27 protein-coding genes are annotated in these 24914 nt (G+C 74.1%); 6 read left to right on the plus strand and 21 right to left on the minus strand.

The features are described from left to right. Positions 1 to 105: 105 nt before the first annotated feature. From AC3WRM_RS13665 to AC3WRM_RS13700, 8 genes are all read right to left on the minus strand, one after another. Positions 106 to 1737 carry a monocarboxylic acid transporter gene (locus AC3WRM_RS13665; protein WP_492248412.1) on the minus strand — a complete coding sequence of 544 codons (1632 nt, stop codon included), beginning with the start codon at positions 1735 to 1737 and terminating at the stop codon, positions 106 to 108. Beyond that, positions 1734 to 2072, minus strand: coding sequence for a DUF485 domain-containing protein (locus AC3WRM_RS13670; protein ID WP_492248413.1), 339 nt, complete (start codon positions 2070 to 2072; stop codon positions 1734 to 1736). The genes AC3WRM_RS13665 and AC3WRM_RS13670 overlap by 4 nt, the downstream gene beginning before the upstream one ends. A gap of 188 nt (positions 2073 to 2260) precedes the next feature. Beyond that, positions 2261 to 3757: a sodium/solute symporter gene (locus tag AC3WRM_RS13675; RefSeq protein ID WP_492248414.1), complete on the minus strand. Its 1497-nt coding sequence runs from the start codon at positions 3755 to 3757 to the stop codon at positions 2261 to 2263. Continuing rightward, a complete protein-coding gene (locus AC3WRM_RS13680) occupies positions 3754 to 4161 on the minus strand; it encodes a DUF485 domain-containing protein (protein ID WP_492248415.1) in 408 nt (135 codons plus the stop codon). Before AC3WRM_RS13680 ends, AC3WRM_RS13675 begins: the two co-directional genes overlap by 4 nt. Position 4162: 1 nt before the next feature. Then, a complete protein-coding gene (locus AC3WRM_RS13685) occupies positions 4163 to 4903 on the minus strand; it encodes a LytR/AlgR family response regulator transcription factor (protein WP_492248416.1) in 741 nt (246 codons plus the stop codon). Between the two features lie 124 nt (positions 4904 to 5027). Then, complete coding sequence (locus tag AC3WRM_RS13690; RefSeq protein WP_492248417.1) at positions 5028 to 5642, minus strand: CbiQ family ECF transporter T component; 615 nt, start codon at positions 5640 to 5642, stop codon at positions 5028 to 5030. A gap of 10 nt (positions 5643 to 5652) precedes the next feature. Continuing rightward, positions 5653 to 6348: an energy-coupling factor ABC transporter ATP-binding protein gene (locus AC3WRM_RS13695; RefSeq protein ID WP_492248418.1), complete on the minus strand. Its 696-nt coding sequence runs from the start codon at positions 6346 to 6348 to the stop codon at positions 5653 to 5655. 34 nt (positions 6349 to 6382) lie between these two features. After that, entirely contained in the window at positions 6383 to 6970 is a 588-nt protein-coding gene (locus AC3WRM_RS13700; RefSeq protein WP_492248419.1) for a biotin transporter BioY, read from the minus strand. A gap of 91 nt (positions 6971 to 7061) precedes the next feature. On the opposite strand from AC3WRM_RS13700, the gene AC3WRM_RS13705 reads away from it, so the two are divergent. Next, positions 7062 to 7544, plus strand: coding sequence for a TetR family transcriptional regulator (locus AC3WRM_RS13705; RefSeq protein ID WP_067860036.1), 483 nt, complete (start codon positions 7062 to 7064; stop codon positions 7542 to 7544). A gap of 29 nt (positions 7545 to 7573) precedes the next feature. Here the strand turns inward: AC3WRM_RS13705 and AC3WRM_RS13710 are convergent, their stop codons facing one another. Continuing rightward, positions 7574 to 9031 carry a GuaB1 family IMP dehydrogenase-related protein gene (locus AC3WRM_RS13710; RefSeq protein WP_492248420.1) on the minus strand — a complete coding sequence of 486 codons (1458 nt, stop codon included), beginning with the start codon at positions 9029 to 9031 and terminating at the stop codon, positions 7574 to 7576. Between the two features lie 40 nt (positions 9032 to 9071). After that, on the minus strand, positions 9072 to 9716 hold the full coding sequence (locus AC3WRM_RS13715) for an acyltransferase (protein ID WP_492248421.1): 645 nt from the start codon (positions 9714 to 9716) through the stop codon (positions 9072 to 9074). A gap of 130 nt (positions 9717 to 9846) precedes the next feature. Between AC3WRM_RS13715 and AC3WRM_RS13720 the strand changes: the two genes are divergently transcribed. Then, on the plus strand, positions 9847 to 10887 hold the full coding sequence (locus AC3WRM_RS13720; protein ID WP_492248422.1) for a glycosyltransferase family 4 protein: 1041 nt from the start codon (positions 9847 to 9849) through the stop codon (positions 10885 to 10887). 9 nt (positions 10888 to 10896) lie between these two features. On the opposite strand, the gene AC3WRM_RS13725 is transcribed toward AC3WRM_RS13720, so the two are convergent. From AC3WRM_RS13725 to AC3WRM_RS13735, 3 genes are all read right to left on the minus strand, one after another. Further along, positions 10897 to 11964, minus strand: a complete 1068-nt coding sequence (locus tag AC3WRM_RS13725; protein ID WP_492248423.1) for a glycosyltransferase family 4 protein — start codon at positions 11962 to 11964, stop codon at positions 10897 to 10899. Between the two features lie 5 nt (positions 11965 to 11969). Continuing rightward, positions 11970 to 12623, minus strand: a complete 654-nt coding sequence (locus tag AC3WRM_RS13730; protein ID WP_492248424.1) for a class I SAM-dependent methyltransferase — start codon at positions 12621 to 12623, stop codon at positions 11970 to 11972. 73 nt (positions 12624 to 12696) lie between these two features. Further along, positions 12697 to 13401 carry an FkbM family methyltransferase gene (locus AC3WRM_RS13735; protein ID WP_492248425.1) on the minus strand — a complete coding sequence of 235 codons (705 nt, stop codon included), beginning with the start codon at positions 13399 to 13401 and terminating at the stop codon, positions 12697 to 12699. Positions 13402 to 13567: 166 nt separating this feature from the next. Here AC3WRM_RS13735 and AC3WRM_RS13740 point away from each other — a divergent pair, with 166 nt between their 5' ends. Together AC3WRM_RS13740 and AC3WRM_RS13745 are read left to right on the plus strand one after the other, a co-directional pair. Further along, the gene (locus tag AC3WRM_RS13740; protein ID WP_492248426.1) at positions 13568 to 14701 is read left to right on the plus strand and encodes a glycosyltransferase family protein; all 1134 of its coding nucleotides are present in this window, start codon (positions 13568 to 13570) and stop codon (positions 14699 to 14701) included. Continuing rightward, positions 14698 to 15963, plus strand: a complete 1266-nt coding sequence (locus AC3WRM_RS13745; RefSeq protein ID WP_492248427.1) for a lipopolysaccharide biosynthesis protein — start codon at positions 14698 to 14700, stop codon at positions 15961 to 15963. Before AC3WRM_RS13740 ends, AC3WRM_RS13745 begins: the two co-directional genes overlap by 4 nt. On the opposite strand, the gene AC3WRM_RS13750 is transcribed toward AC3WRM_RS13745, so the two are convergent. Further along, positions 15938 to 16750, minus strand: a complete 813-nt coding sequence (locus AC3WRM_RS13750; RefSeq protein WP_492248428.1) for an SGNH/GDSL hydrolase family protein — start codon at positions 16748 to 16750, stop codon at positions 15938 to 15940. The two genes, AC3WRM_RS13745 and AC3WRM_RS13750, sit on opposite strands and share 26 nt — an antisense overlap. Before the next feature lie 33 nt (positions 16751 to 16783). Here AC3WRM_RS13750 and AC3WRM_RS13755 point away from each other — a divergent pair, with 33 nt between their 5' ends. Next, entirely contained in the window at positions 16784 to 17323 is a 540-nt protein-coding gene (locus AC3WRM_RS13755) for a serine O-acetyltransferase (protein WP_492248429.1), read from the plus strand. A gap of 6 nt (positions 17324 to 17329) precedes the next feature. On the opposite strand, the gene AC3WRM_RS13760 is transcribed toward AC3WRM_RS13755, so the two are convergent. The 7 genes from AC3WRM_RS13760 to AC3WRM_RS13790 are packed head-to-tail and all read right to left on the minus strand — an operon-like array spanning position 17330 to position 23843. Beyond that, on the minus strand, positions 17330 to 17848 hold the full coding sequence (locus AC3WRM_RS13760; protein ID WP_492248430.1) for a DUF4916 domain-containing protein: 519 nt from the start codon (positions 17846 to 17848) through the stop codon (positions 17330 to 17332). Further along, positions 17845 to 18831, minus strand: a complete 987-nt coding sequence (locus tag AC3WRM_RS13765; protein WP_492248431.1) for a GDP-L-fucose synthase family protein — start codon at positions 18829 to 18831, stop codon at positions 17845 to 17847. The genes AC3WRM_RS13760 and AC3WRM_RS13765 overlap by 4 nt, the downstream gene beginning before the upstream one ends. Next, positions 18828 to 19859 (minus strand): GDP-mannose 4,6-dehydratase, encoded by a 1032-nt coding sequence (gmd, locus tag AC3WRM_RS13770; protein ID WP_492248432.1) that lies wholly within the window; start codon positions 19857 to 19859, stop codon positions 18828 to 18830. The genes AC3WRM_RS13765 and gmd overlap by 4 nt, the downstream gene beginning before the upstream one ends. Further along, positions 19856 to 21154 (minus strand): glycosyltransferase family 61 protein, encoded by a 1299-nt coding sequence (locus tag AC3WRM_RS13775; RefSeq protein ID WP_492248433.1) that lies wholly within the window; start codon positions 21152 to 21154, stop codon positions 19856 to 19858. The genes gmd and AC3WRM_RS13775 overlap by 4 nt, the downstream gene beginning before the upstream one ends. After that, positions 21151 to 21942 (minus strand): FkbM family methyltransferase, encoded by a 792-nt coding sequence (locus AC3WRM_RS13780; RefSeq protein WP_492248434.1) that lies wholly within the window; start codon positions 21940 to 21942, stop codon positions 21151 to 21153. The genes AC3WRM_RS13775 and AC3WRM_RS13780 overlap by 4 nt, the downstream gene beginning before the upstream one ends. A 54-nt stretch (positions 21943 to 21996) precedes the next feature. Continuing rightward, positions 21997 to 23124 (minus strand): sensor histidine kinase, encoded by a 1128-nt coding sequence (locus AC3WRM_RS13785; protein WP_492248435.1) that lies wholly within the window; start codon positions 23122 to 23124, stop codon positions 21997 to 21999. Then, positions 23121 to 23843 carry a class I SAM-dependent methyltransferase gene (locus AC3WRM_RS13790; protein WP_492248436.1) on the minus strand — a complete coding sequence of 241 codons (723 nt, stop codon included), beginning with the start codon at positions 23841 to 23843 and terminating at the stop codon, positions 23121 to 23123. The genes AC3WRM_RS13785 and AC3WRM_RS13790 overlap by 4 nt, the downstream gene beginning before the upstream one ends. 48 nt (positions 23844 to 23891) lie before the next feature. On the opposite strand from AC3WRM_RS13790, the gene AC3WRM_RS13795 reads away from it, so the two are divergent. Next, positions 23892 to 24656: an oxidoreductase gene (locus tag AC3WRM_RS13795; RefSeq protein WP_492248437.1), complete on the plus strand. Its 765-nt coding sequence runs from the start codon at positions 23892 to 23894 to the stop codon at positions 24654 to 24656. The last annotated feature ends 258 nt before the right edge of the window (positions 24657 to 24914 follow it).

Raw genomic sequence — 24914 nt, forward strand, 5'->3', positions numbered from 1 at the left:
ACGCCGGACGCCGGACGCCAGGCGCTCGGCGTCGGACGCCGGCGGGCACCGGGACGCGCGGGGCGTCCCGGTGCCACCGTCGGCGCGCTCCTCAGGGTCGGCGGCTCACTTCTCGGCGCCGGCCCCGGTCAGCGACCGGACCTGCAGCTCGGCGAAGCGAGCCTCGCTCTCGGTCTCCTTCGACGTGACGGTGCCCAGCCAGCCCATGAGGAAGCCGAAGGGGATCGACACGATGCCCGGGTTCTGCAGCGGGAACCACGCGAAGTCGACGTCCGTCAGCAGGGCGGTCTCCGAGCCCGAGACGACGGGGCTGAAGACCACCAGGCCGACCGCCGACACGAGACCGCCGTAGATGCTCCACGTCGCGCCGCGGGTGTTGAAGCGATTCCAGAACAGGTTGTAGAGCAGCGCGGGCAGGTTGGCCGACGCCGCCACGGCGAACGCGAGCGCCACGAGGAACGCGACGTTGAGGCTCTGCCCCGGGATGGCGAGGGCGATGGCGACACCGCCGATGACGAACGCCGCGATGCGGGCCACCTTGACCTCCTGCTCGCCCGTGACGTCGCCCTTCTTGATCACGCTGGCGTACAGGTCGTGCGCCACCGAGGAGGCCGACGTGAGCGTGAGACCGGCGACCACGGCGAGGATCGTCGCGAACGCCACGGCGGAGATCAGCGCGAGCAGGATCGCGCCCCCGGTGGTGCCGGACCCGCCGCCCACGGCCTCCGCCAGCAGCGGCGAGGCCAGGTTGCCGCCCGACTCGACCACGCGCTCCTTCGCGTCGCCCGTGACGAGCGCCGCGGCGCCGAAGCCGAGGATGAGCGTCAGCAGGTAGAACGTGCCGATGATGCCGATGGCCCACAGCACGGAGACGCGGGCCTGCTTGGCGGTCGGGACGGTGTAGAACCGCACGAGGATGTGCGGCAGGCCGGCGGTGCCGAGCACGAGCGCGATGCCGAGCGAGACGAAGTCGATCTTGCTCGTGAGGCTCACGCCGTACTTGAGGCCGGGCTCGAGGAAGGCGCTGCCCTGGCCGCTGTTGTCGGCGGCGGTCCCGAGCAGGTCGGAGAGGTTGAAGTCGAACTTCGCCAGCACGAGCGCCGAGATGAGGATCGTGCCGAACATCAGCAGCACGGCCTTGACGATCTGCACCCACGTGGTGCCCTTCATGCCGCCGAAGACGACGTACACGATCATCAGCACGCCGACGCCCGCGATCGTCAGGTTCTTCGCCGCGGCGGAGTCGACGCCGAGCAGCAGGGCCACGAGGGCGCCCGCGCCGACCATCTGCGCCAGCAGGTAGAAGATCGAGACCACGATGGTCGACGTCGCCGCGGCGGTGCGCACCGGCGTCTGGCGCATGCGGTAGGCGAGCTGGTCGGCCATGGTGAACCGGCCGGAGTTGCGCAGCAGCTCGGCGATGAGCAGCAGCGCCACCAGCCAGGCGACGAGGAAGCCGATCGAGTAGAGGAAGCCGTCGTAGCCCGACAGCGCGATGGCGCCGGAGATGCCGAGGAACGACGCCGCCGACATGTAGTCGCCACCGATGGCGAAGCCGTTCTGGAAGCCGCTGAACGAGCGGCCGCCAGCGTAGTAGTCGGCGGCCGTCTTGGTGTTGCGGCTCGCCCAGAAGGTGATGCCGACGGTCAGGAGCACCACGAGCACGAACAGCGTGCCGGTGAGCGCCTGGTGGTTGCCGGAGTCGGAGGCCGCAAGGAGCGCGTCGGACCGGTTCACCGCCCGACCTCCCGCTCGAAGTCCTCGAGGAGTCCGGCGGCGATCGGGTCCATGGCCCGCGCGGAGTAGCGCGCGTAGACCCAGGCGATGCCGAACGTCGTGACGAACTGCAGCAGCCCGAACAGGAGCGCCACGTTGATCGTCCCGAAGACCTGGGTCCCCATCAGGCCGGGTGCCCAGTTGGAGCACACGACGTACAGGAGGTACCAGAGCATGAAGCCGACCGTCATCGGGACGACGAACCTCAGGTAGTTGCTGCGGAGCTGCGTGAACTCCTCGGAGTCGTGGATGCGCTCGTAGGCCGCATGGACCTCGGGCGTGAGCTTCTCGGCCACGGGGGACACCTCGCTTCTCGGGACCGTCGCGCACCGGGTGTGACGCGCGTCCCACCGCAGGACGCTAGGAGAGCCGGCGAACTGTGCGCCAGGTCACAGCGCGCCTCGTGCGCCCGAGGCGGTGTCGGGTGCGCCCTGCGGTGCGTCGCCCTCGACGAACGGTCGGTGCGGCGCGACGAGCGGCACGCTCAACGCTGGACGTCGACCCGTTCCGGCGTGTGCAGACGCACCATCGTCCGCGCCACCGTGGTCGGGACGCGCGAACGCGTCAGGAGCGACACCCCCACCATGAGGCCGAAGCCGAGCGGCACGGTCCACAGGGCCGGCTGACCGACCAGGGTGCCGGTCCAGCCGCCGGGACGGTCGGAGAGGGCGACCACCGTGGCGAGCAGCGCGGCGAGCCCGCCGCCGGCCATGCCGGCCAGCGCGCCGGGGGCCGTGAGGCCGCGCCACCAGATGCCCAGCACGAGGAGCGGGCAGAACGTCGACGCCGCGAGGGCGAACGCGAAGGTCACGGAGGTGGCCACGGGGATCGGCTCGGCGGCGAGCGCCAGGCCCAGCGGGACGAGGACGCAGCCGGCGGCCGCGAGCCGCAGCGAGGAGATGGGGGACAGGCGTCCGGCGAGCGGGCCGGAGGCGAGGCTCTGCCCGACGACGCCCGCGATCGCCATGGTGAGCCCGGACGACGTCGAGAGGAAGGCCGCGAACGCACCGGCGGTGACGAGGGCGGAGAGCACGTCGCCGAGGCCGCCGCCCAGGACGCGGGCCGGCAGCTCGAGCACCACCGTGTCGGCGCGACCCGCCGCGACGAGGTCGGACGCGTACACCCGGCCGAGCACGCCGTAGACCGTCGGCAGGAGGTAGAACCCGCCGATGAGGGCCAGCACGATGAGCGTCGTGCGGCGCGCGGCGTGGCCGTCGGGGTTGGTGTAGAACCGCACGACGACGTGCGGGAGGCCCATCGTGCCGAGGAAGGTGGCCACGAGGACGGAGTAGGTCGTGTAGAGGCCCTGTGCGTCGTTCGTGCTCCAGGGGGCGAACCAGGCGTCGGGCGCCACCGGCGACGGTGCACCGTCGAGCGCCCACGCACGCAGCAGGAACACGGCGGGCACGAGCAGCGCGGTGAGCTTCAGCCAGTACTGGAACGCCTGCACGAACGTGATGCTGCGCATGCCGCCGGCCACCACGTTCACGACGACGATCCCGGCTACGAGCACCATGCCGACCCAGCCGGGGCTGCCCGAGACCGTCCGCAGCGTCAGTCCCGCGCCCTGGAACTGCGGCATGAGGTAGAGCCAGCCGACACCGACGACGAGCAGCGTGGCTGCCCGGCGCACCGCGACCGACTGGAGCCGTACCTGGGCGAAGTCGGGGATCGTGTACGCCCCCGAGCGACGCAGGGGTGCCGCGACGAGCACGAGCAGCAGCAGGTAGCCGGCCGTCCACCCGATCGGGTACCAGAGCACGTCCGGACCCGAGGTCAGCACGAGCCCGGCGACCCCCAGGAACGACGCGGCCGAGAGGTACTCCCCGCCGATCGCCGAGCTGTTGAGCGACGGTGACACCGACCGCGACGCGACGTAGAAGTCGCTGGTGGTGCGGCTGACCCGGAGGCCGAAGGCGCCGATGCCGAGCGTGGCGAGCGAGACCAGCGCGACGGCCACGGCTGCGTGCGTCGTGCTCACCGGGGCACGTCCTCGACCGACCCGGGGTCGACCAGGTCCGTGAAGTCGGCCTCCGCGCGCTCGGAGCGCCGGACGTACACCCAGCCGAGCGCGAGGAGCGTCGGGTAGACCACGAAGCCGAGCAGCAGCCACGGCAGCGGGACCGGTCCGAGGCGGGCGTCGGCGACGTCGGGCACGAGGGCGAAGACGAGCGGCAGGCTCCCGAGGCCGAGCGCGAGGGCGGCGACGACGGCCAGCGCCGACCGCAGCTGGGTGGACACCAGCGAGCGGACGTAGACGTCGCCGACCCCGGTCTCCTCGTCGATCTCCTGACGGGCGCTGCGTCGGCCGTGGGGCGCGGCCGCGGACGTCAGCGGGCTCGTGACCCGGACGCGACCGCCTGGCTCGCCGGGACGATCGGGCACGTCACCGGCCCCGCTCGTGGATCAGGTCGCGCAGGGTGGGCGTGTGGCGGCGCGAGACCTGCAGCTCGACGACGCCGTCGCCGTGCGGCACGACGACGCTGCAGCGGCCCGCCTGCATGCGCACCTCGCGCACGTGCGCCAGGTTCACGGCGCTGCTGCGGTGGATGCGCACGAAGCCGACGTCCTCCCAGTCGGAGACCAGGCCCGTCAGGGGCGTCCGGACCAGGTGGCCCGTGCCGTCCGCGGTGTGCAGCCGGACGTAGTCGCCCTGGGCCTCGACGTGGGTCACCGTCGAGCGCCGGACGAAGCGGGTGACGCCACCGAGCTCGACCGCGATCGTCTCGTCGGCGTCGGGCGTGGGGTCGCCCTGGTCGACGGCCCGCCGGATGCTCTCGCGCAGCCGCTCCTCGCGGATCGGCTTGAGGAGGTAGTCGAGGGCGCCGAGCTCGAACGCCTCGAGCGCGTGGCCCTCGTGGGCGGTGACGAAGACGACGCGGGGCGGGGCGCGGAACTGCCCGACGACCCGGGCGATGTCGATGCCCGAGAGTCCCGGCATGGCGATGTCGAGGAAGAGGAGGTCGACTGTCCCGCCCTCCAGGCGACGCAGCGCCTCGGCGCCCGAGCGTGCGGTGTGCACCGCACCGACCCGTGGGTCCCGCTCGAGGAGGTAGACGAGCTCGTCGAGCACCGGCTGCTCGTCGTCGACGACGAGGGTGCGCAGCACGGTGGGGGGCTCGTCCATGCGGGGGAGTGTAGGCCCCGCCCCTCCCTTCCCGCGTTCTGTGGACGTGGCGACGGTTTCCTCGCTGGTTCTCGTCACCAGGTCCACACAACGCGGGGAAGGGAGGGGGAGGGGAGGGGGACGGTTAGTCGGGGTCGCCGAGGCCGCGGGCGGCGAGGGCGTCGCCGACGGCGTGCGCGTGCGCGACCGTGCGCACGGCGAAGGGGGTCAGGGTGGCCCGCGGGCTGCGCTCGAGGCCGCGGGCCTTGGCCGCCTCGCGCGTCTGCGTGAACAGCGTCGCGACGACGGGGATCGAGGAGATCGCGAGGGAGAAGGTCAGCGCGACGCGCTCGGGGTCGACGCCGAGGGGACGCAGCACGCGAGCGGCTCGGACGACGGCGTCGAGCAGGTCGTCGGTGGGCGTGGTCGCGGTGAACGTCGTGGCGAGCACGACCAAGGTGAGGGTGGTGGCCACGACCTCCACGGCGACGGGCCAGCCCCCCTGCCACGTCTGCAGCGCCGCCACGACCGCCAGCAGGACGAGCAGGGGCCGGACGCCGAGCGCCAGGCTGCGCGCGGGGACGCCAGCGTGCAGGGCGACGGCCAGGGCTGCCGCGAGGGCCAGCGGGGGGAGCCACGGGCCCTGCAGGGCGACGACCCCGACACCGAGCAGCACGAGGCCCAGCAGCTTGCGACCCGTCGGCAGGCGGTGCCAGACGGTGTCCCCGGGGACCTGCAGGCCGAGCGGGAGCGTCCTCACGCCAGGCGCCTCACGAGAGTGTGCTCTCGACGTAGTGCGCGACCGCACGCTCGGGGTCGTCGTCGCAGGTCACGCGGCCGTCCTCGACGACCAGCGCCCGGTCGCAGCGCCGCGCCAGGTCGAGGTCGTGCGTGACGAGCAGCAGCTGCTGCTCCATCGACAGCAGACGCTCCTGCACCGCGCGGGCGTTGCGCAGGTCGAGCAGCGTGGTCGGCTCGTCGGCGACCACGACCGTGGGCTCGCAGGCGAGCACGCCTGCGATGGCGAGCAGCTGCTGCTGGCCGCCGGAGAGCGCGTGCACGGAGGTGTCGGCGCGGTCGGCGAGCCCGATGTCGGCCAGCACCGCCCGCGCCCGCGTCTCCCGCTCCCGCTTGTCCTTCACGTGCCGCCGCAGCGAGAGCGCGACGTCCTCCAGCACGGTGGGCATGACGAGCTGGGCGGCCGGCTGGGTGAACACGAACCCGACCCGGCGGCGCACCGCGGGTCCGTCGGTCGCGACGTCGAGGCCGTCGACGCGGACCGACCCCGACGCCGCGCCGACCAGGCCGTTGACCAGCCGAGCGAGCGTCGACTTGCCCGAGCCGTTGGCGCCCACCACCGCGACCCGACGCTCCGCCAGATACGCCGTGACGTCGCGCAGGAGCACGACCTCGCCGTCCGCCGTCGGAGCGGTGACGGTGACGTCGTCGAGCTCGATGGTCGCCATGGCGCCAGTCTCGCCCACCCGGGGGCGGGGTCGCTCAGCGACGGGCCAGCAGCTGCGGGAAGGCGCGGTGCACCGCCGCGGCGACGACGGCGGCGAGCGCGAGCTTGACCAGGTCGGCCGGGACGTAGACGGCGGTGGCCTTGACGGTCGGCAGGTAGGGCGTGTCGCTGTAGAGGGCGATGCCGAGGGCACCGACGAGCCAGCAGACGACCTCGCCCACGAGCCCGCCCACCAGGACGACGGCCGTCGTCACGGCGAGTCCCGCCGCGCGGGCGCGCTGGACCGCGAGGCCCACCACGAGGGCGACGAGCGGGAAGGAGACGAGGTAGCCGGCCGTCGGTCCGGCGAAGGGTGCGAGCCCGCCGACCGGTCCGGCGAACACGGGCACCCCCACCGCGCCGACGGCGAGGTACAGGGCGACCGCGAGGAAGCCGCGCACCGGTCCGAGCACCGCACCGGCGAGGAAGACGCCGAAGAGCTGCAGCGTGACCGGCACCCCGTTGACGCCGAACGGCAGCGCTGCGACGACGGAGCACACCGCGACGAGCGCGGCGAAGACGGCGACGAGGGCGAGGTCGGTGGTGGTGAGGCCGCGTCGGCGGGCGGTCGTGGTGCTGCTCATGGGGGGTGGGTCCTTCGTTCCTGAACGACGTTCAGGTGAACGCCGTTCGGTAGTGTGGCACACCGGCCGACCGAGCGGGAGGGGCAACCACGTGGCGAACAGCCTGGACGACGTCGTCTCCGGTGCGCTGCGGGTCCTCGACGCCTACGGCCTGGAGTACTGCACGATGCGCCGGGTCGCCGGCGAGCTGGGCGTGCAGCCCAGCGCGCTCTACCACCACGTGGCCGACAAGCAGACCCTGCTCGGGCTCATGGCCGACCGGGTCGTCGCGCCGGTCGAGGTCGACGCCGACCTCGCGGCGACGTCGCAGCGGCTGCGCACCGCCATGCTGGCGGTGCGCGACGGCGCGGAGGTCGTGGCGACGACGGCCGCGTTCCGGCTCGGCCAGTTCGCGCTCGAGACCGCGCTGGCCGACCACAGCGACCGCGACGTCGCCCGGACGCTGCTGCTCTACGTGGTCGGGCACACCCAGGCCACGCAGCTGCACCGGCAGGCCGCCGCCGTCGGGATCGTCGAGGCCGACCCCGACCTCGACGCCTCGTTCGAGCGCGGCCTCGCGATCATCCTGCGCTGACCCCCCCCACGCCCGCGAGGGCGGCGGTGTCACCAGGAGCGGTGCAGCGGACGTCCCTCGTCGTAGCCCGCGGTGCTCTGCAGCCCCACGACCGCCCGCTCGGCGAACTCGGCCAGGCTCCGTGCCCCCGCGTAGGTGAAGCTCGAGCGCACGCCGGCGGTGATGCCGTCGACGAGGTCCTCCACGCCCGGGCGCTCGGGGTCCAGGTACATCCGCGACGTCGAGATGCCCTCCTCGAACAGCGCCATGCGCGCCTTCTCGAAGCCGGCGGCGTCGCGGGTGCGGTTCGCGACCGCGCGCGAGCTGGCCATGCCGAAGGACTCCTTGTAGGCCCGCCCGTCAGCGTCGTGGCGCAGGTCGCCCGGGCTCTCGTGCGTCCCCGCGAACCAGGAGCCGATCATGACGCTGGCCGCTCCGGCCGCCAGCGCGAGCGCGACGTCGCGCGGGTAGCGCACGCCGCCGTCGGCCCACACGTGGGCGCCGACCTCGCTCGCGGCCGCCGCGCACTCGAGCACGGCCGAGAGCTGCGGGCGTCCGACACCGGTCATCATGCGGGTGGTGCACATGGCGCCCGGGCCGACGCCGACCTTGAGGATGTCGGCCCCCGCGACCGCGAGGTCGCGCACGCCGTCGGCGGACACGACGTTGCCCGCCGCGATGGGGACGCGTCGTCCGGTCGCGGCCTCGTGCGCGTCGCGCGCGCCGCGGACGACGGGCAGCGCGTCGAGCATCTTCTGCTGGTGGCCGTGCGCCGTGTCGACGACGAGCACGTCCACGCCCGTCGCGAGCAGCGCCTCGGTCTTGGCCCGCACGTCGCCGTTGATGCCGACGGCCGCGCCGACGACCAGACGGCCGTCCGGGTCGACGGCCGGCGTGTAGATGGTGGAGCGCAGCGCACCCTTGCGCGTGACGACGCCGACGAGCTCGCCGCCGTCGAGCACGGGGGCCAGCGACAGGTGGTTCCCGGCGAGCACGTCGAAGTACTCGCGGGCCTCGAGCCCGGCCTCGACCGTGCGCACGTCGGTGGACATGATCTCGTGCACCTGCGCGAACCGGTCGACCTCGGCACCGTCGCGCTCGGTGACGACACCGAGCGGCTTGCCGTCCTCGACCACCACGACCGCGCCGTGCGAGCGCTTGGGGAGCAGGCTCAGCGCCTCGCCGACGGTGGTGCTCGGCGGGACCGTGACCGGCGTGTCGTACAGCGTGTGGGCGGCCTTCACGCGGGCGACGGTCGAGGCGACGACGTCGGCCGGGATGTCCTGCGGGATGATCGCGATGCCGCCGCGGCGGGCGATCGTCTCGGCCATGCGGCGGCCGGAGACGGCGGTCATGTTCGCCACGACGAGCGGGACGGTCGTGCCCGTGCCGTCGTTCGTCGAGAGGTCGACGTCGAAGCGCGAGGTGACGGCCGAGTGCCGCGGCACCATGAACACGTCGTTGTACGTCAGGTCGTGCGTCGGCTGCAGGCCGTTCAGGAACTCCACTCCCCGAAGTGTACGGGCGAGGTCGCGGGTGGTTCCCGGCTCAGGTCCAGTCGACGTCCGAGCGCACCACCCGGGCCGGGGACCCGGCGACCATGGACCGTGGCTCCTCGACCGACCGCGTGACCACGGCGCCTCCGGCGACGATGCACCCGTCGGCGATCGTCACGCCCTTGAAGACCATCGCGCGGCTGCCGATCCACACGTGGTCGCCGATCGTGATGGGGGCGCTGGACGGACCGTCAGGGACGTGGCCGCCGCTGCCGTGGCGGTGGAAGTCGTCGTCGACGATCTGCACGCCCCACCCGATGGCGCAGTCCGCGCCGATGCTGATGCCCTGGGTCGAGACGACCGTGCAGTCGGGGGAGACGTAGGTGCGTGGCCCGACGGTGACGACCGCGTCGGGCCCGACGTCCCAGCGGTTGCCCGCGGCGATCGCGGCGTTGCCCTCGAACGTCAGGCGGCCGCGCAGGCGCAGCACCGACCGCTCGCGCCCGTGCAGGAAGCCGTAGAAGCCTGCGCCGAGGAACACGCGCGAGCCGCGCCGGACGGTGAGCCGCGAGGCGCCGACGATCCGGAAGCGGCCTCCGACGACGACGGGCGTGCGATGGCGCAGCGTCGCGCGCAGCGTGCGCACGAGGGAGGCCCGGAACGGTCCGACGAGGAGGCCGAGGACGGTGGAGCGCACGGGGTTCCTTCCGTCGACGGGGGTGCCGGTGGCGGGGCGTGCCCACCCTAGGGCATCGCACGCCGCGCCTCGGGCGTTCCGGACGGTCCGGGGCCGTATCCTCGGCGCAGTCGTCCAGAGCGGAGCAAAGATGGTGAAGAGGGCCCCGGTCCGCGTGCACGGCCCGCTGCCGCCGCCGGTCCACGGTGCCGCGCGGGTCACCGCGCTCGTGGCGGAGGAGCTGCGCTCGCGTGGCGCACGCCTGGAGCTGAACGACTCGAACGACGCGGTGGGCGCGCCGCGTCGGGCGTGGCGTCTGCTGCGTGGTCTGCTGCGGCTGCTCGTCGCGCGGCGCGGGTCGGTCTACGTCGGCGGGGCGGGGGGCGAGCTGCTGCACTACCAGGCGCTCGTGGTCGCGATCGCCCGACGTCGCGGGTTGCGCGTCGTCTTCCACCACCACAACTCGAGCTACCTCGACGAGCCGCAGCCGGCCATGGAGCGGCTCGTGCGGTGGGGCGGCCCCGGCGTGCGTCACGTCGTCCTCGGCGACGTCATGGCCGAGCGGCTGCGTCGCACCTACCCGGGCGCCACCGACGTCGTGGTGTGCTCCAACGCCGCGCTGCTGGCGGCCGCCGGCCCGCCGTCGCCCGCACGCGAGCGGGACCGTCCCGTGCTGGGACACCTGAGCAACCTCACGCTCGACAAGGGTCTGCGCGAGGTGGTCGACACCGCGCTGCGGGCGCAGGCGAGCGGGATCGCCTGCACGCTCGTGCTGGCCGGACCCTGCGTCGACGACGCGGCGCGTGCGGTCGTCGCCGACGCCCGGGAGCGGCTCGGCGACGCCCTCGTGGTCACCGGTCCGCTCGACCAGGCCGGGGTGGAGCGGTTCTACGCCGACGTCGACCTGTTCCTCTTCCCCAGCCGCTACCGGAACGAGGCGGAGCCGCTGGTCGTGCTCGACGCCCTGCGCCACGGCGTGGAGGCCGTCGTCCTGGACGTGGGCTGCCTGTCCGAGCTGGCGGCGCCGGGGCTCGTCGTCCCCCTGGACGGCGACGTGCCGGGCGTCGTGCTCGACCTGCTGCGGACGGGGCTGCCCGACGGCGCCGACGCGCGGGCCCGGTTCACCGCGCGTCGCGAGCGGGCACTCGAGGCGCGGGCGGACCTCCTCGACCACCTGCTCGGAGCGAGCTGAGGGCGTCCGTCAGCGGCGGAGGGCGCGGTGCCGGCGGACGAGCTCCTCGTGCAGGTGCACGGCCCAGCCGGCCGAGCTCGTGCGCGACCCGAGGCCGACGCTGATCGCCGACATGCGCCCGAGCCGCTCGTGGTCGAGCGCCGCGACCTGCAGCATCCGCTCGGTGAGCGACTCGACGTCGTCGCCGGGCACCGTCCAGCCGTTCTGCCCGTCCTGCACGAACGGCGGCGCGGCCCCGACGAAGTAGGTGGTGAGGATCGGCAGCCCGCTCAGCGCGCCCTCGTGGAGCGTGACGCCGTAGGGCTCCTCCCGGGAGGGGACCACGAGGCACGACGCCTCGCGCATCCGCTGCGCCACCTCGTCGGGCTGCTGGAAGCCCAGCATCCGCACCCCGGGGACGCCGTCGAAGGCGTCCGCGAGCGGGCCGATGCCGGCCACGTCGAGGTCCCACGGGTCGTCGCTGCGGTTGCGGTAGAGCCGGTAGGCGTCGGCGAGCACGTCGGCACCCTTGTGGTGCACGAGGCGCAGCGCGGCCAGGAAGCGTCGCCGGCCGGCCAGCTCCTCGCCGCTGCGCGGCGGCGAGCCGAAGACGGTGGTGTCGGCGCTGAGCGACCCGCGGACGACGTCGCCCTCGCCGAACCCGAGCCGGCGGGCGAAGAACTCCGTGCGGTCACTCGGCACCATCACGCAGTCGAACAGCGAGCGGACCCACCACGGTGCCACGGCACGGCCGAGCCACTGCTTCGGGATGTTGCGCCACACGTTGTCCATCCAGAGCACCCGCAGCGTCCCCGGGGGGAGCGCCTTCACGGCCTCGCGGTAGGGGCCGTAGTGCCAGGAGTGCATCAGCACCGCGTCCGGGGCGAACGCGGCCACGACGTCACGGACCTCGCCGTCGGCGGGAGCCCCGTGCCACAGGTGGACCTGGGCGTACTCGCGGAAGCGGTGCGACGTGTACGCCGTGTCCGACGTCTCGCTCTCGGTGACGACGAGCAGCTCGACCCCGCGACCGGCCAGCTCGCGGCAGGCCGCGTCGTTGAACCCGGCCCAGCCGGTGGCGAGGATCGCGACGCGCATGGACGTCAGCGCACCGCCTCGACGGCCATCTGCGCGCCGCCCTCGGCGGCCCGGAGGTCGAGTCCCGCGAGGTGCGGCACCGGGCTCTCGTTCAGCTCGCGTCGGTGCACCTCGCCGAAGCCGGCCCGGCGCAGCTCGGCCGCGAGGGTCTCGAAGTCGTAGACGTAGCCCAGGTGGTGCTCGAAGGAGGCGATCGGGATCTGCACCCAGTCGACCGGGTGCTCGACGACGAGCCCGCAGTCCTCGTAGACCTTGGCCTCGGGGTCGCCCTGCGGCGCGCGGCCGGTCAGGTAGCGCTCCACGTGGGCGCGCAGGTCGGGCGTGACGAAGCGGATGACGCCGCCGGGCTGCAGGCAGCGGTAGGCCTCCGCGAAGAGCGTCCGCGCCGGGTGCAGCGGGATGTGCTCGATGACGTTGTCGGAGTAGATGGCCTCGACCTCCCCGTCGCCGAGCGGCCAGCGCTCCGTGGCGTCCATGTAGAGCCGCGTGGTCGGGCCGACGTTGGTGACCACCCAGCCCTCGCGCGGGGCGTTGCCGCCGAGCTCCAGGCGCAGGGGGCGCGGGGCGGAGGCGAGCTCCTTGAGGGCCCGGCGGCGGGCCACCGGGGTGTTGGCCGCGAGGACCGCGGGTCGGATCGCGGCCTTCAGACGAGGGTTCACTGCGCGCCTCTCGGAGAGGAAGTGCTGGGGGAAGAGCTGGTCAGCTGCCACAACGAACGGGACGCGGCCGGGGTCACGGCCTGAGGAAGACGCCGTCGGCCTGGAGGACGGCGCCGCCCGGGTCGGTGAAGCCCTGGTCGAGCCCGACGAGCACGAAGCCGTGGTCGTACGCCCACGAGATGGCCTCGTCCGCCAGCATCCCACCCTCGTAGAGGGTGACGAACGAGAGCTCCAGCTGCAGGCCGGCGAGACGCGGCACGGTGGCCTCGGCGCCCTCGAGGACGGCCCGCTCGAAGCCCTGCGTGTCGATCTTGAGGAACGGCGTGCGGGCGTCGGCGAGGACCTCCGTGGCGACGTCGTCGAGGCGGCTGACCTCGATCGTCTCGGTGCCGACGTAGCCGATGTCGGGGCTGGACGCGCGGTGCTGCTCGGCCATGGGCAGCAGCGAGCTGCTGTCGCTGTTGGAGGCCACGTGGATCTCCTGGCGGCCGGTCGTGTCGCCGAGCGCGGTGTGCCGGGTCTCCCAGCGCGGGTCCGCGGCGGCGGCGCGGACCAGGTCGGCGTGCGCGGCCGCGAGGGGCTCGAACGACACGATGCGTCCGGTGTACCCGAACTCGCGCAGCTCGGTGGCGTAGCCGCCACGCGCCGCTCCGACGTCGAGCACGAGGTCGACACCCCGGTCGACGAGCAGACGCTGCCTCCGGGCCGCCGGGTGGCGGCGCACGACGAGTCCCCGGCGCGCCAGCTGGCGCATCACCACGTGGCTGATCCCTGACACGGGGGAACCGTACCGCGGTCGGGAACGGCTCGGGGACGGTTCCGCGCGTGGCGCGTGACCTAGGCTGGCGGTCGTCGTTTCCCCTCTGGACGGCAGGGTGGACGGACCGGCGGACGGCCGGGTGCACGAGCTGGGCACGAACGGGGCGGGACGGGAGTGATGCACGGTGGGTGAGCGCTCCACGACGTTGCTGGTCGACCCGAGCAGCGACGGGCACCACCTGCAGTCGGTGTCGTGGCTGACCCGCCACCTGGCTCCCGCGGGCCCGGTCGTGCTGCTGACCCGCCGCGGCGCGTCCGAGGATCCCGCCTACGCCGAGTACCTGGGCGACGACCTGGCGGCCGGTCGGCTCGCCGTCGCGGAGGTCTTCGACGGCTCGAGCCCGAGCACGGCCGACCTGGTCCGCGAGGTCGAGGCGCGCTGCCGTGCGGAGCAGGCGGTCCCCGTGCGCACCGTCGTGCACCTCGACGGCGACCAGGCCCTCAAGCGCTGGTGGTACGCCGCGCCACGGGTGCTGCGCCGCCTGCCTGAGCGTCCGCGGGTGGTGTTCATGCTGACGCGCTACCCGGCGCGGGTGCCGCTGCTCGACCGCACCGGCTGGCGGCTGCGCGTCTCCAAGGGCCTGCTCGTGGTGGCCGGCCGGCTCACGGGCGCCCTGCAGCGCGTGGTCGGCTACAAGGGCCGCGGCGACACCCAGCGCGGCTGGGTGGTCACGCGGGTGAACGACCCGGAGTTCTGCACCGCGCACGCCCGCGACCGCGACCGCTGGCGCGAGCGGCACGACCTGCCCCGTGACGAGGCGCTCGTGGGCGTGTTCGGCCTCATCTCCGAGCGGCGCAACGCCCCGATGGTGCTGGAGGCGCTCGAGGCGGGCGGGATCGACGCCCGGCTGGTGGTGGCCGGCGCGTTCTCGCCGGAGGTGCGGGCCTGGGTCGACGGCCTGGGGCCGGAGCGGCGTGCGCGGGTGGTCGCCCGCGACACCTACCTCGACAACGACACGCTGGACCAGCTCGTCGCCGCCGTCGACGTCATCCCCGTGCCGCTGACGAACAACGGGCCCAGCGGCATCATGGGCAAGGCGGAGGCCGCCGGCGTCGCGGTCGTGACGGCCGGGTCGACCGTGCGGGCGCGCGAGGTGGAGGCGCTCGGAGGCGGCCTGGCGTGCGACCTGACGGTGCCCGCGCTCGCCGAGGCGATACGGGCGGTCCTCGCCGGCGAGGTCGTGCTGCGGACGGGCACGGCCGACCCCTGGGCCGCCGTCGACCGGTACTGCCGCACCCTGCTGGGGGAGCGTCCGTGACGCAGCGCATCGCGGCCCTGTTCGTCGTCGGCGGGGGCTTCGTCGTCCAGGGCCTGCTCACCGTCACGGGGATCATCTCCGCGCGGCTGCTCGGCGTCGAGGGGCGCGGCGAGCTGGCGCTGGTGGTGGCGCTGTCGGCCATGGCCGCGCAGCTCACGCTCGGCGGCAGCCTGCCGAACGCGGTCACCGCGCGGCTCGCGGCCCGCGGGCTCACCGCACGGGGCGGCGTCGGCCACCTCGTCCGGCCGTGGACCGTGCTCGCGGTCGCGGTGGCGCTCCCGTTCGGGGTCCTCTTCGCGGTGCTGCACGGCGAGGTCGGCGACCCCGGCGTGTGGTGGCTGGGCGCGGCGGTCGTCGCGCTCGCCCTGCTGAACATGGGCTACCGCCTCATCCTCGCGGGGCTGCTCGGCGAGGCCGCGCCGATGCCGCGCATCGCCCTCGCGACCCTGCTGCCCCAGACCCTCGTGACCCTCGTGATGGCCGTGATGTTCGTCGTCGTCGACCGCACCACGCCGCTCGTGCTGTCCGGCGTGATGATCGGGGCTTTCACGGTCGGGATGGTCGTGTCCGTGGGGCTGCTCGCGGCGCGCCCCGTCGACGCCGACGAGCGGCTCGACGGTCCGGACCTGTGGCGCCTGACGCGCGCCACCTACGTGGGCAGCATCGGCCCGATCGACGGCCTGGCGCTCGACCGCACGCTCGTCGGGGCGATCATGGGCACGGTGGCCCTGGGGCTGTACTCGGCCGCGGCGGCGCTGGCGTCGCTGCCCGGGATGATGGGCACGGGGATCGCCGCCGTGCTGCTGCCGCGCATCGCCGCCGTCCAGGCCGACCCGGTGCGGGAGCGTGTACTCGTCCGTCGGTGGGTCGTCGGTGCCACGGCGGTCCTCGGCGCCCTCACCGTCGTGCTCGTGCTCTGCGCCGACTGGATCATCGTGCTGGCGTTCGGGCGGGCCTTCGAGTCGGCGGTGCCGGTCGCGCACTGGCTCGTCGCGGCGAGCGGCCTCCTCGGCCTGCGCCGGGTGCTCGTGGCCGTGCTGCAGGGACGCGACCGCGGGGCGGTCGCGTCGCGCATCGAGCTCGCCCTGACCCCCGTGCTCGTGGTCGCGATCGTGCTCGCCGCCCGCGCCGACGCGGTCGAGGCGGTCGGCGTGGCGATGCTCGTGACGGCGGTCGCCAGCGTCACCGCCCTGACGGTGGCGCTGCGCCTGACGTCGCCGGCGCGGCGCCGCGACGTCAGCCGCGCAGGTGCGGCTGCGTAGCCGCCCACCCGTCCACGACGTCGGCCACGCGCTCGCCGACCAGCCGGTGGAACTCGGGGGTGTAGTGCGCCCCGTCGGGGCGTGGGTCGGTGCCACGCTCGTCCCACGCGGTGGCCTCGTCCCACAGGTCGACGTAGACGAGCGAGGCCGTGCCGGCGCGCGCGACCATGGCCCGCAGGGCCTGGTCCATCACCGGCATGCGGCGCACGGTGCCCGGGAACCAGTCGGCGTAGAAGCGTCCCGGCTCCATCAGCCCCACCACGACCACCAGCGGGCTGCTCAGCCGCCAGAGGTGGGAGACGTAGCGCTCAAGCACGGCCACGACCTTCTCGGCCCGACGCCGCGCGAGGCGACGCGCGAGCACCTCGGGCAGCGCCCGGTCGAGCCGCTGCTGGCCCACCGCGAGTGCCTTCCACACCGGACGCACCAGGTGCTGGCGGTAGCGGTCGCGCACCGGTCCCGGCAGGTTGCGCGCGCTGCGTGCGTGCCGCTCGAGCCAGCGGGGGATGAGCGCGTGGATGGTCTCCATGTGGCCGAAGTGGAGCACCACCACGTCGGGCGCGACGCTCGTGGCCTGCTGCTCCCAGGTGCGCAGGATGCTCGTGGTGCGCACGGCGGACATCGCGTCGACGGACGTGTGCACGTCGTGGCCGCGGCTGCGCAGCACCTGCTCGACGACCCGGGGGTAGGGCAGGAGACCGGGGGGTCGGCGGTCGGTCGTCGACTGCCACATCACGGTCGACGCACCCTTGTAGAGGATGCGGACGGGCAGTGTCTCGGTGCTCACGGGAACCTCCTGCTCGGGACTACGATGCGGTGCGTGCCCTCCGACAGCCGCGCCACCTTCTCGACGCTCGTGTCCTCGGACCTCTCCCGGTACGTCGGGCGCGAGGCGCCGTGGTGGACGGCGGTGCCGCGGGGCCTCAGCCGCCCGGGTCTCTGGGCGACGCTGGTCGTGCGTGCCCAGCAGCGGCTGCACGCGCGCGGGCACCGCAGGGCGGCTGCCCTGCTGCGGGGCGTGGGTGTCGTGACCGTCGGCATCGACGTCGACGCCGGTGCGCAGATCGGGCCGGGCGTCTGGTTCGAGCACCCGGTCGGCGTGGTCATCGGCAGCGGCGTGGTGGTGGGCTCCGGCGCGACCCTGGCCCAAGGTGTGACCCTGGGCGTGCGCCAGTCGCTCGCGACGTCGGCGGCCGACTTCCCGGTGCTCGGCGACGACGTCTTCGTCGGCGCCAGGGCGTCGGTGCTGGGTGCCGTGACGGTCGGCGACGGCGCCGTGGTCGCGGCCCACTCGCTCGTGCTGGACGACGTGCCTGCCGGCACGACCGTGGTCGGGGTCCCGGCGCGTCCGGTCGGCTGACCCACCTCAGGCCCCGCTCCGCGCGCCGCCGAGCGTCGCGGCCACGAGGTGCCGCGTGCCGGGCCACAGGGCGTCGTCGGGCAGGTCGGCCAGGCGGTGGTCGAACCAGCGCAGCTCCGAGCCCTCGCCGCCCGCGCGCGCGGTGACGTCGGGGCCGAGCGGCAGGGCCCAGCAGAGGCTGACGGCGTGCTTGCGGGGGTCGTCGCCGTACGTCGGTCCGCTGCGCACCGCGCGGGGGAACCACTGCACCACGTGGTGCGGCTGCGGGTCGGTGGGCAGCTCGAGCTCCGCGCCGACGAGCGTCTCGTGCACGTGGCGGCCGAGCGCCTCGTCGGTCGTCTCGCCGTGCCGGACGCGTCCGCCGAGGTGGCACCACACGGGTGCGCCGGTGTCCGCGAACCGCCGACGGATCAGCCCGACCTCGAGCCCGTCGCCCTCCCCGCGGACCGGGACGACGTCGACGCAGAGCACGGGCACGGAGGCCTGCACCGTGGCCCACACGTCGTCGGGGAGGGAGGACGTCATGAGCGGAGGTGGTCGGCGTTCTGGAGGTACCAGGCGTAGGTGGCGGCAAGGCCGTCGCGCAGGGTGGTGCGGGCGGTCCAGCCGGCCTGGGCGAGCTGGGTGACGTCGAGGAGCTTCTGGGGGGTGCCGTCGGGCTTGGTGGTGTCCCAGTGGGTGGTGCCGGTGTAGCCGGTGACCTCGGCGACGGTGGCGGCGATCTCGGCGATGGTGACGTCGGTCCCGGTGCCGACGTTGACCTGCTGGGGTCCGTCGTGGTGCTCCAGGAGGTGCAGGACGGCGTCGGCGAGGTCGTCGACGTGCAGGAGCTCGCGGCGGGGGGTGCCGGTGCCCCAGTTGGTGACCTCGGTGGCGCCGTCGCGGGTGGCCTCGTGGTAGCGGCGGATGAGGGCGGGCAGGACGTGCGAGCCGGTGGGGGAGAAGTTGTCGTTCGGTCCGTAGAGGTTGGTGGGCATGGCGGAGATCCAGGGCAGGCCGTGCTGGCGGCGCACGGACTGCACGTGCAGGATGCCGGCGATCTTGGCGATGGCGTAGGCGTCGTTGGTGGGTTCGAGGTGGCCGGTGAGCAGGGCGTCCTCGGTGATCGGCTGGGGTGCGTGCTTGGGGTAGATGCAGGAGGAGCCGAGGAAGACCAGGCGCTGGACGCCGGCGGCGAGGGCGGCGTCCATGACGTTGACCTGGATCTGCAGGTTCACGCTCAGGAAGTCGACCGGGTTGGTGTCGTTGGCGAGGATGCCGCCGACCTTGGCGGCGGCGAGCGCGACGTAGGTGGGGCGGGTCTCCTCGAAGAACGCGTGGACGGCGGCGCGGTCGGTCAGGTCGAGCTCGGCGGAGGTGCGTCCGACGACGTCGGTGAACCCGGCGTCGTGCAGGCGGCGCACGAGCGCGGAGCCGACCATGCCGGCGTGGCCGGCGACGTAGAAGGTGGCGTCGCGGTCCAGGGGGCCGGGGGTGAAGTCGACGTCGTCGCTGGTGCGCAGGCTCATGCGGTGCCCCAGGAGGCCAGCTTCACCTCGTCGTGCCAGGGGGTGCCCTCGTGGGTGAGGGCCTCGACGTCGGCGTCGACCATCAGCCGGGCGAGCTCGCGGCCGTCCACGGTGGGCACCCAGTCGAGCTTCGTGGCGGCCTTGGCGGGGTCGCCGATGAGCGCGTCGACCTCGGTGGGGCGCAGGTAGCGCTCGTCGAAGCGGACGTGCTCCTGCCAGTCCAGGCCGGCGTGCTCGAAGGAGATCTGCAGGAAGTCGCGGACGGTGATGCCGACGCCGGTGGCGAGCACGAAGTCCTCGGGCTCGTCGACCTGCAGCATCCGCCACATGCCCTCGACGTACTCCGCGGCGTAGCCCCAGTCGCGCACGGCGTCGAGGTTGCCCATGTAGAGCAGGTCCTGGCGGCCGGCCTTGATCGCGGCCACGGCGCGGGTGATCTTGCGGGTCACGAACGTCTCGCCGCGGCGGGGGGACTCGTGGTTGAACAGGATCCCGTTGACCGCGAACATGTCGTAGGCCTCGCGGTAGTTCTTGGTGATCCAGTACGAGTACAGCTTCGCCGCCGCGTACGGCGAGCGCGGGTAGAACGGCGTGTCCTCGTCCTGCGGAGGCGGGGTCGCGCCGTACAGCTCGCTGGAGGAGGCCTGGTAGAACCGCGGCCGGATCCCGGCCGCGCGCACCGCCTCCAGCAGGCGCACGGTGCCCGTGCCGGTCGTGTCGGCGGTGTGCTCGGGCTCGTCGAAGGAGACCCGCACGTGCGACTGCGCCGCGAGGTTGTACACCTCATCCGGCGCGATCTCGTACATCAACGACACCAGCCGGGCGCCGTCGGACTGGTCCCCGTAGTGCAGGAACAGCTTCGTCCCGTCCACGTGCGGGTCCTGGTACAGGTGGTCGATGCGCGACGTGTTGAACGTCGACGCCCGACGGATCAGGCCGTGGACCTCATAGCCCTTGCCCAGCAGCAGCTCGGCCAGGTACGAACCGTCCTGGCCGGTGATGCCGGTGATCAGCGCGCGCTTCGTCACGGGGTGCCTCTCTCCGGGGACCGAGGGTGCTCGGCCCCATCCTGCCCCGCGTCGGTGCGACCCGGGGCCTCCTGTCCGTCGGCGTCCTGCGCCAGCAGCCGCTCGAGCTCCTCCAGGACCACGGCGGCCGGGAGGTCGACGTCGTCCTGGACGCCCTGCATGGCGCGCTCGGACCGCAGCCGGTCGACGGGCTCGGCCACGACGTAGCGGTAGCGCGAGTCGGGGACGTTGTCGACGATCGCCCAGTAGCCGGGGTTGAGGTAGCGCGGCGCGAACAGCTCGAGCACACGGACCCCGGCCGGGGCGAACGTCAGGTTCACGAGTCCGGCGCCGTGCGGGGCGACAACGACGTCGGCGGCGGCGAAGTGGTCGATCTGCTCCTGCACGCTCATCGTGCCGGGGTCGACCCGCACGAAGCCCTGGCGCTCCAGGTGCGGCAGCAGCGCGTCCTCCTGCACGTAGCGCCGGGTGTGCGGCCGGTCGCCGCGGGTGACGTACAGCCGACGTGGCTTGCCGCGGACCTCGCGAGCCGGCAGGTGCGCGCGCAGCCACGCGGTGACCCACGGCGGCGCGAGCGTCGTCTGGTTGTCGATCGCCGGGACGAGGAGCCGGTCGGCGCGCAGGTGGAGGTCGTGGCTGGGCTCCACGAGCGGCAGGGCGTCGAGCCCGACCATCGCCACGAGCTGACGGTCCCAGCGGGTGGTGTGCCCGACGACGACGCGGTCGGGGCGCTCGTCGGGGAACAGCTCCTGGAGGAGCCCCCACCGTGGCAGGGCGTCCATCAGCGCGTGGTAGTAGTTGCGCGCCGAGGCGTGCGACGCGAGCGAGACGACCGTGCCGGCGACGTGCTCCGGCTCGGGGTAGCGCAGCCGCAGGTGCACCGGGTGCTCGGTGGGTCGGCGGATCCCGAAGTACGGGCTCGTCTCGCGGTCGAGCGTGCCGGCGGGCGTGATCGTCGCGGCCGCCTCGCCGACCAAGCGTCCGCCCTCGACCTCGAGCACCGACCGTGGGGGCCGGCGCAGGACGCGCACGTCGTCCCAGAAGCGCAGACCGCCCGGCCTGCCGACCGGGAGGGGTCTCAGGAGGTCGAGCGGGGAGCCGACGGAGTGCAGCCGGACGTGGTCGGGCTCGGCCGCGGCCGTCGCGCGCGACGTCGGGCTGACGCGTGCCGGCACCGACCGAGGGCCGCCGTCGCCGACGGCACGGGCCGCCACGCCGACCGCGCGGGTCGTGGCGCGGTGGGCCCGCTTGGCCAGGGGCCACAGCGGCATCAGGGCCGGGGGGAGCCGGGTCATGCGGCGCGGGCGAACCAGGCGTTCCCGAGGCCGGGCTTGTCCGGCGACGGCTCGTCCCGCACGAGGTCGAGCCCGACGCCCGCGAGGTAGGTGACGAGGTCGCCCAGGGAGTAGCCCTCGACGGGGTGGTACTCCATGACGACCCGCTGCACGTCGGCCCACAGGGCCGGGTCGCTGCCGAGGATGTAGCCGTACTCGGCACCCTCCGCGTCGCTCTTGAGCAGGTCGACGCGTCCGCCGGCCGCGGCGTGCGCGTCGGCGAACGTCACGCACGGCACCTCGACCTCGCCCCCGAGGCCGTCAGGCGCGGTCATGCCGTTGTGGGCGCTGGCCTCGCCATTGTCGACGAAGCGCAGCGTGCCGCGGTGGTCCGAGACGGCCTCGGCGTGCACGTGCAGGCGGTCGGCGAACCCGTTGGCCTCGGCATTGCGTCGGGTCCAGGCGGCCGTCGACGGCGACGCCTCGTACGCGTGCACGGTCGCGCGGGGTGCCCGGGCGCAGACCGCCGTCGAGAAGCTGCCGATGTGAGCGCCGACGTCGATCGCGACGAAGTCCGGCCGCAGGCCCGCGAGCAGCTCGTCGACGCGGTACACGTCGTCGGCGGTGATCTCGTAGACGGGGAACCGCGCGCCGGGGGAGTTCGGCGTGTGGATGGTCAGGCCCGAGCGGGTCCGGAACGTCACCTCGCCGCCCCGCGCCATCGCCAGCAGCAGCTGGGGCCCGTTGCGGAAGTGCGTGAACGACTGACGCACCCGCCGGACCGCGTACCCCGCACCGCGCACTGCCATGTTGCTCCTCCCACGTGGACCTTCGACCCCATCAACCGTCGCGGACGCCGAAGGTCACGGGGGTGCGAACTTGGGGATGCGCAGCGTGACCTTCGTCCCCAGCCCCGGAGCGGTCTCCACGACGATGCCGCGGTCGTTCCCGTACACGGTGCGCAGCCGCTCGTCGACGTTCGCGAGGCCGACGGACGCCGACGACGTGTCGCCCGAGAGGACGGCCCGGACCGTCTCGGGGTCGCTGCCGACGCCGTCGTCCTCGATGGAGATGACGCAGTCGGCCCCCTCATCGAGGGCGACGAGGGTGATGGTGCCGGCGCCCTGCTGGCCCTCCAGGCCGTGCCGCACGGCGTTCTCCACGAGCGGCTGGACGGCGAGGAACGGCAGCCGGACGTTGAGCACCTCCGGCGCCACCCGCGTGACCACGCGCAGCCGGTCGCCGAAGCGCGCCTTCTCGAGCACGAGGTAGCGCTCGATGGAGCGCAGCTCCTCGGCGAGGGTCGTGAAGTCGCCGTGCTGGCGGAAGGAGTAGCGCGTGAAGTCGGCGAACTCCAGGAGCAGCTCGCGCGCCCGCTCGGGGTCGGTGCGCACGAACGACGCGATCGCGCCGAGGGAGTTGTAGACGAAGTGCGGGGAGATCTGTGCGCGCAGCGCCCGCAGCTCGGCGGCCATCAGCGCGGTGCGGGACTTGTCGAGCTCGGCCAGCTCGAGCTGGCCCGACATCCACGCCGCGACCTCGGCGGTCGCCCGCAGCAGCCCGGCCGACGGCTGCTCGGCCACCACCACGAGCGCGCCGATGACCCGCTCGTCGACGACCAGGGGAGCCGCGACCGCCGGTCCGGCGGCCTGGGTCCGGCCGGTGCGCAGCGTCGCGGCGACGACGTCGGCGAGTGCCGGGTCAGCGGGGTCGTCGGGCCCGTCCCACGCGAGGTGTGCAGTGGTGTCGGTCAGTCCGACGGTCGGCGTGCCGAGCAGGGCGCGCACGTGGGGGAGCGTCTCGAGCGCGCTGGAGCGGTCGAGGCCCTGGCGCAGGGCGGGTGCCGCGAGGGCCGTGCGGTGCAGCGCCTCGTAGGTCGCGCGCTCCTCGGGGGACCCGAGCGGGGTGCCGCGCACGCGACGTCGGCGCAGCACGGCGTGGCCGACCCCGCCCAACAGAACGCCGAGCAGGGCTGCGAGGAGGGGGCTCACCGCAGCTCGAGCAGCAGCGTGTCCGGCGGCTGCGGTCCCTCCGACCGCGCCTCCTTGCGCACGCGGGCCCGCGTGCCGCGCAGCAGGTGGCGCAGCCGCAGGCTGCCGCTCTGTGCGGTGTTCTGGTCGAACAGCTCCCGCACCCGGGACAACGTCGCGTCCTCGACGGGCTGACGTCCCGTCTCGCGGGCGTACTGCAGCAGCGCGGGGAGGTCGAGCTCCTCCCACGTGGCGTGCTCCGTCGTCTCCCGGGGGTGGAAGAGCCCGGATGCCTCGACCGTCCCGGTGGCCGGGGCGGGGGGCGTCGGGCGGCGGCCGGCGACCTCGCGCAGGCGTCGGACCCACGGCAGCGTCTCGTCGTGGTCGCGCGCGAGGCTGGAGAGCACGCCACCGGCGCGCAGCACGCGGGCCTGCTCGGCCAGCACGGTCTGGTCGTCGTCCAGCTGCGGGGTGACGACGGCGTCGAACGCGTCGGACACGAACGGAAGGCGGGGTCCGACGGTCCGCACGTAGAGCACGTCGGGCGACCGGACGGTGTGCACGTCCTCGCCCGCGACGACGACCTCGTGCCCCTGCTCGGCGAGACGGAAGGCGAGCGAGGAGTCCTCGAGGAGCAGCACGCAGGCGAGTCGGTCGCCCACCAGCCACTTGACGAGGCGGTCGTGCGCCTCGTCGGTGCCGGGGGCGGACCGTGCCGCCTGGTCGAACAGCTCGCTCACACCCGCAGGCTACCGGTCCGCGGACGTCGGCTCGGTACGCTTCGGGGCGTGTCAGAGCCCGTCGACCCGTTCCTGCCCGCGGCGTCCCTCGAGGGGGTGCCCTCGGCGTTCGCGGCGACGCGCGACGGCATCGACGCGCTGCTGCGCGACCGGGGTCTGCGTCGGACGACGCCGGAGGACACGGCCCGGTCGCTCCTGCTGGGTGCGGTCGCCACGGCGCGGCTGGAGGGCAGCGACCTGCCTCCGGCCGCGGACGACGGCGACGACCCTGCTGTGGAGCTGCTCGCGGGCGGCGGGGGCGACACGGTCGCCCGCTCGGCGGTGCGCCTGAACGTCGAGCTGCTGGGTCTCGTCCCGGTGTGGGGTCGCTCGCCGCTGCAGGCGCTCGCGCGGCTGCACGCGCTGGCCGCGTCGGGCAGCGTGCCCGACGACGAGCTGGGTCGCCCCGCCGACGCCGGCGGCGCAGCCCGCCTGGCGGAGCTGGCGCGCCTCGCCGCCCGCCCCACCGAGGCACCCGGACTCGTCGTCGCCGCCCTCGTGCACGCCGAGGTGGCCACGTCGGGCGCGTTCGCCGCGCACGGCGGGATGGTCGCGCGCGCCGCCGAGCGTCTCGTGCTGGTGGTCAAGGGCGTCGACCCCGCCTCCGTCGTCGTCCCCGAGGCGGGCCACGCCGCGGAGCCCGCCGGCTACGCCGCCGCCCTCACCGCCTACGCCCGCGGCGACGCCACCGGCATCCAGCAGTGGCTCCAGTACGCCTCCCAGGCCCAGGCGCGCGGCGCCGAGGCGTCGCCCGTCGCGCAGGGTCGGCGCTGACGCTCTTCCTGTCCTGCGGCTGCGCGGGGGTGGCTCCCTTGGTCGGGTGGGGGTGCGGTGGCGTGGCTTCCCTTTGGGGTGGGGGTGCGCGGGCGCGGCTTGCTGCTCGGTTGGGGGTGCGCTGGTTCGGCTTCTCGCTCGGGTGGGGCTGCGCTGCTGCGGCTTCTCGTGGAGGTGGTCCCCGAAAGGGCCTCGACCGGGCGGCTGGGCGCGAGGTGGTCTGGGTTCTCGGGCTGTGGCCCGCGTGGGACCCAAGAT

The organism is Aeromicrobium sp. EU05-FHT14F07, from assembly GCF_058790455.1.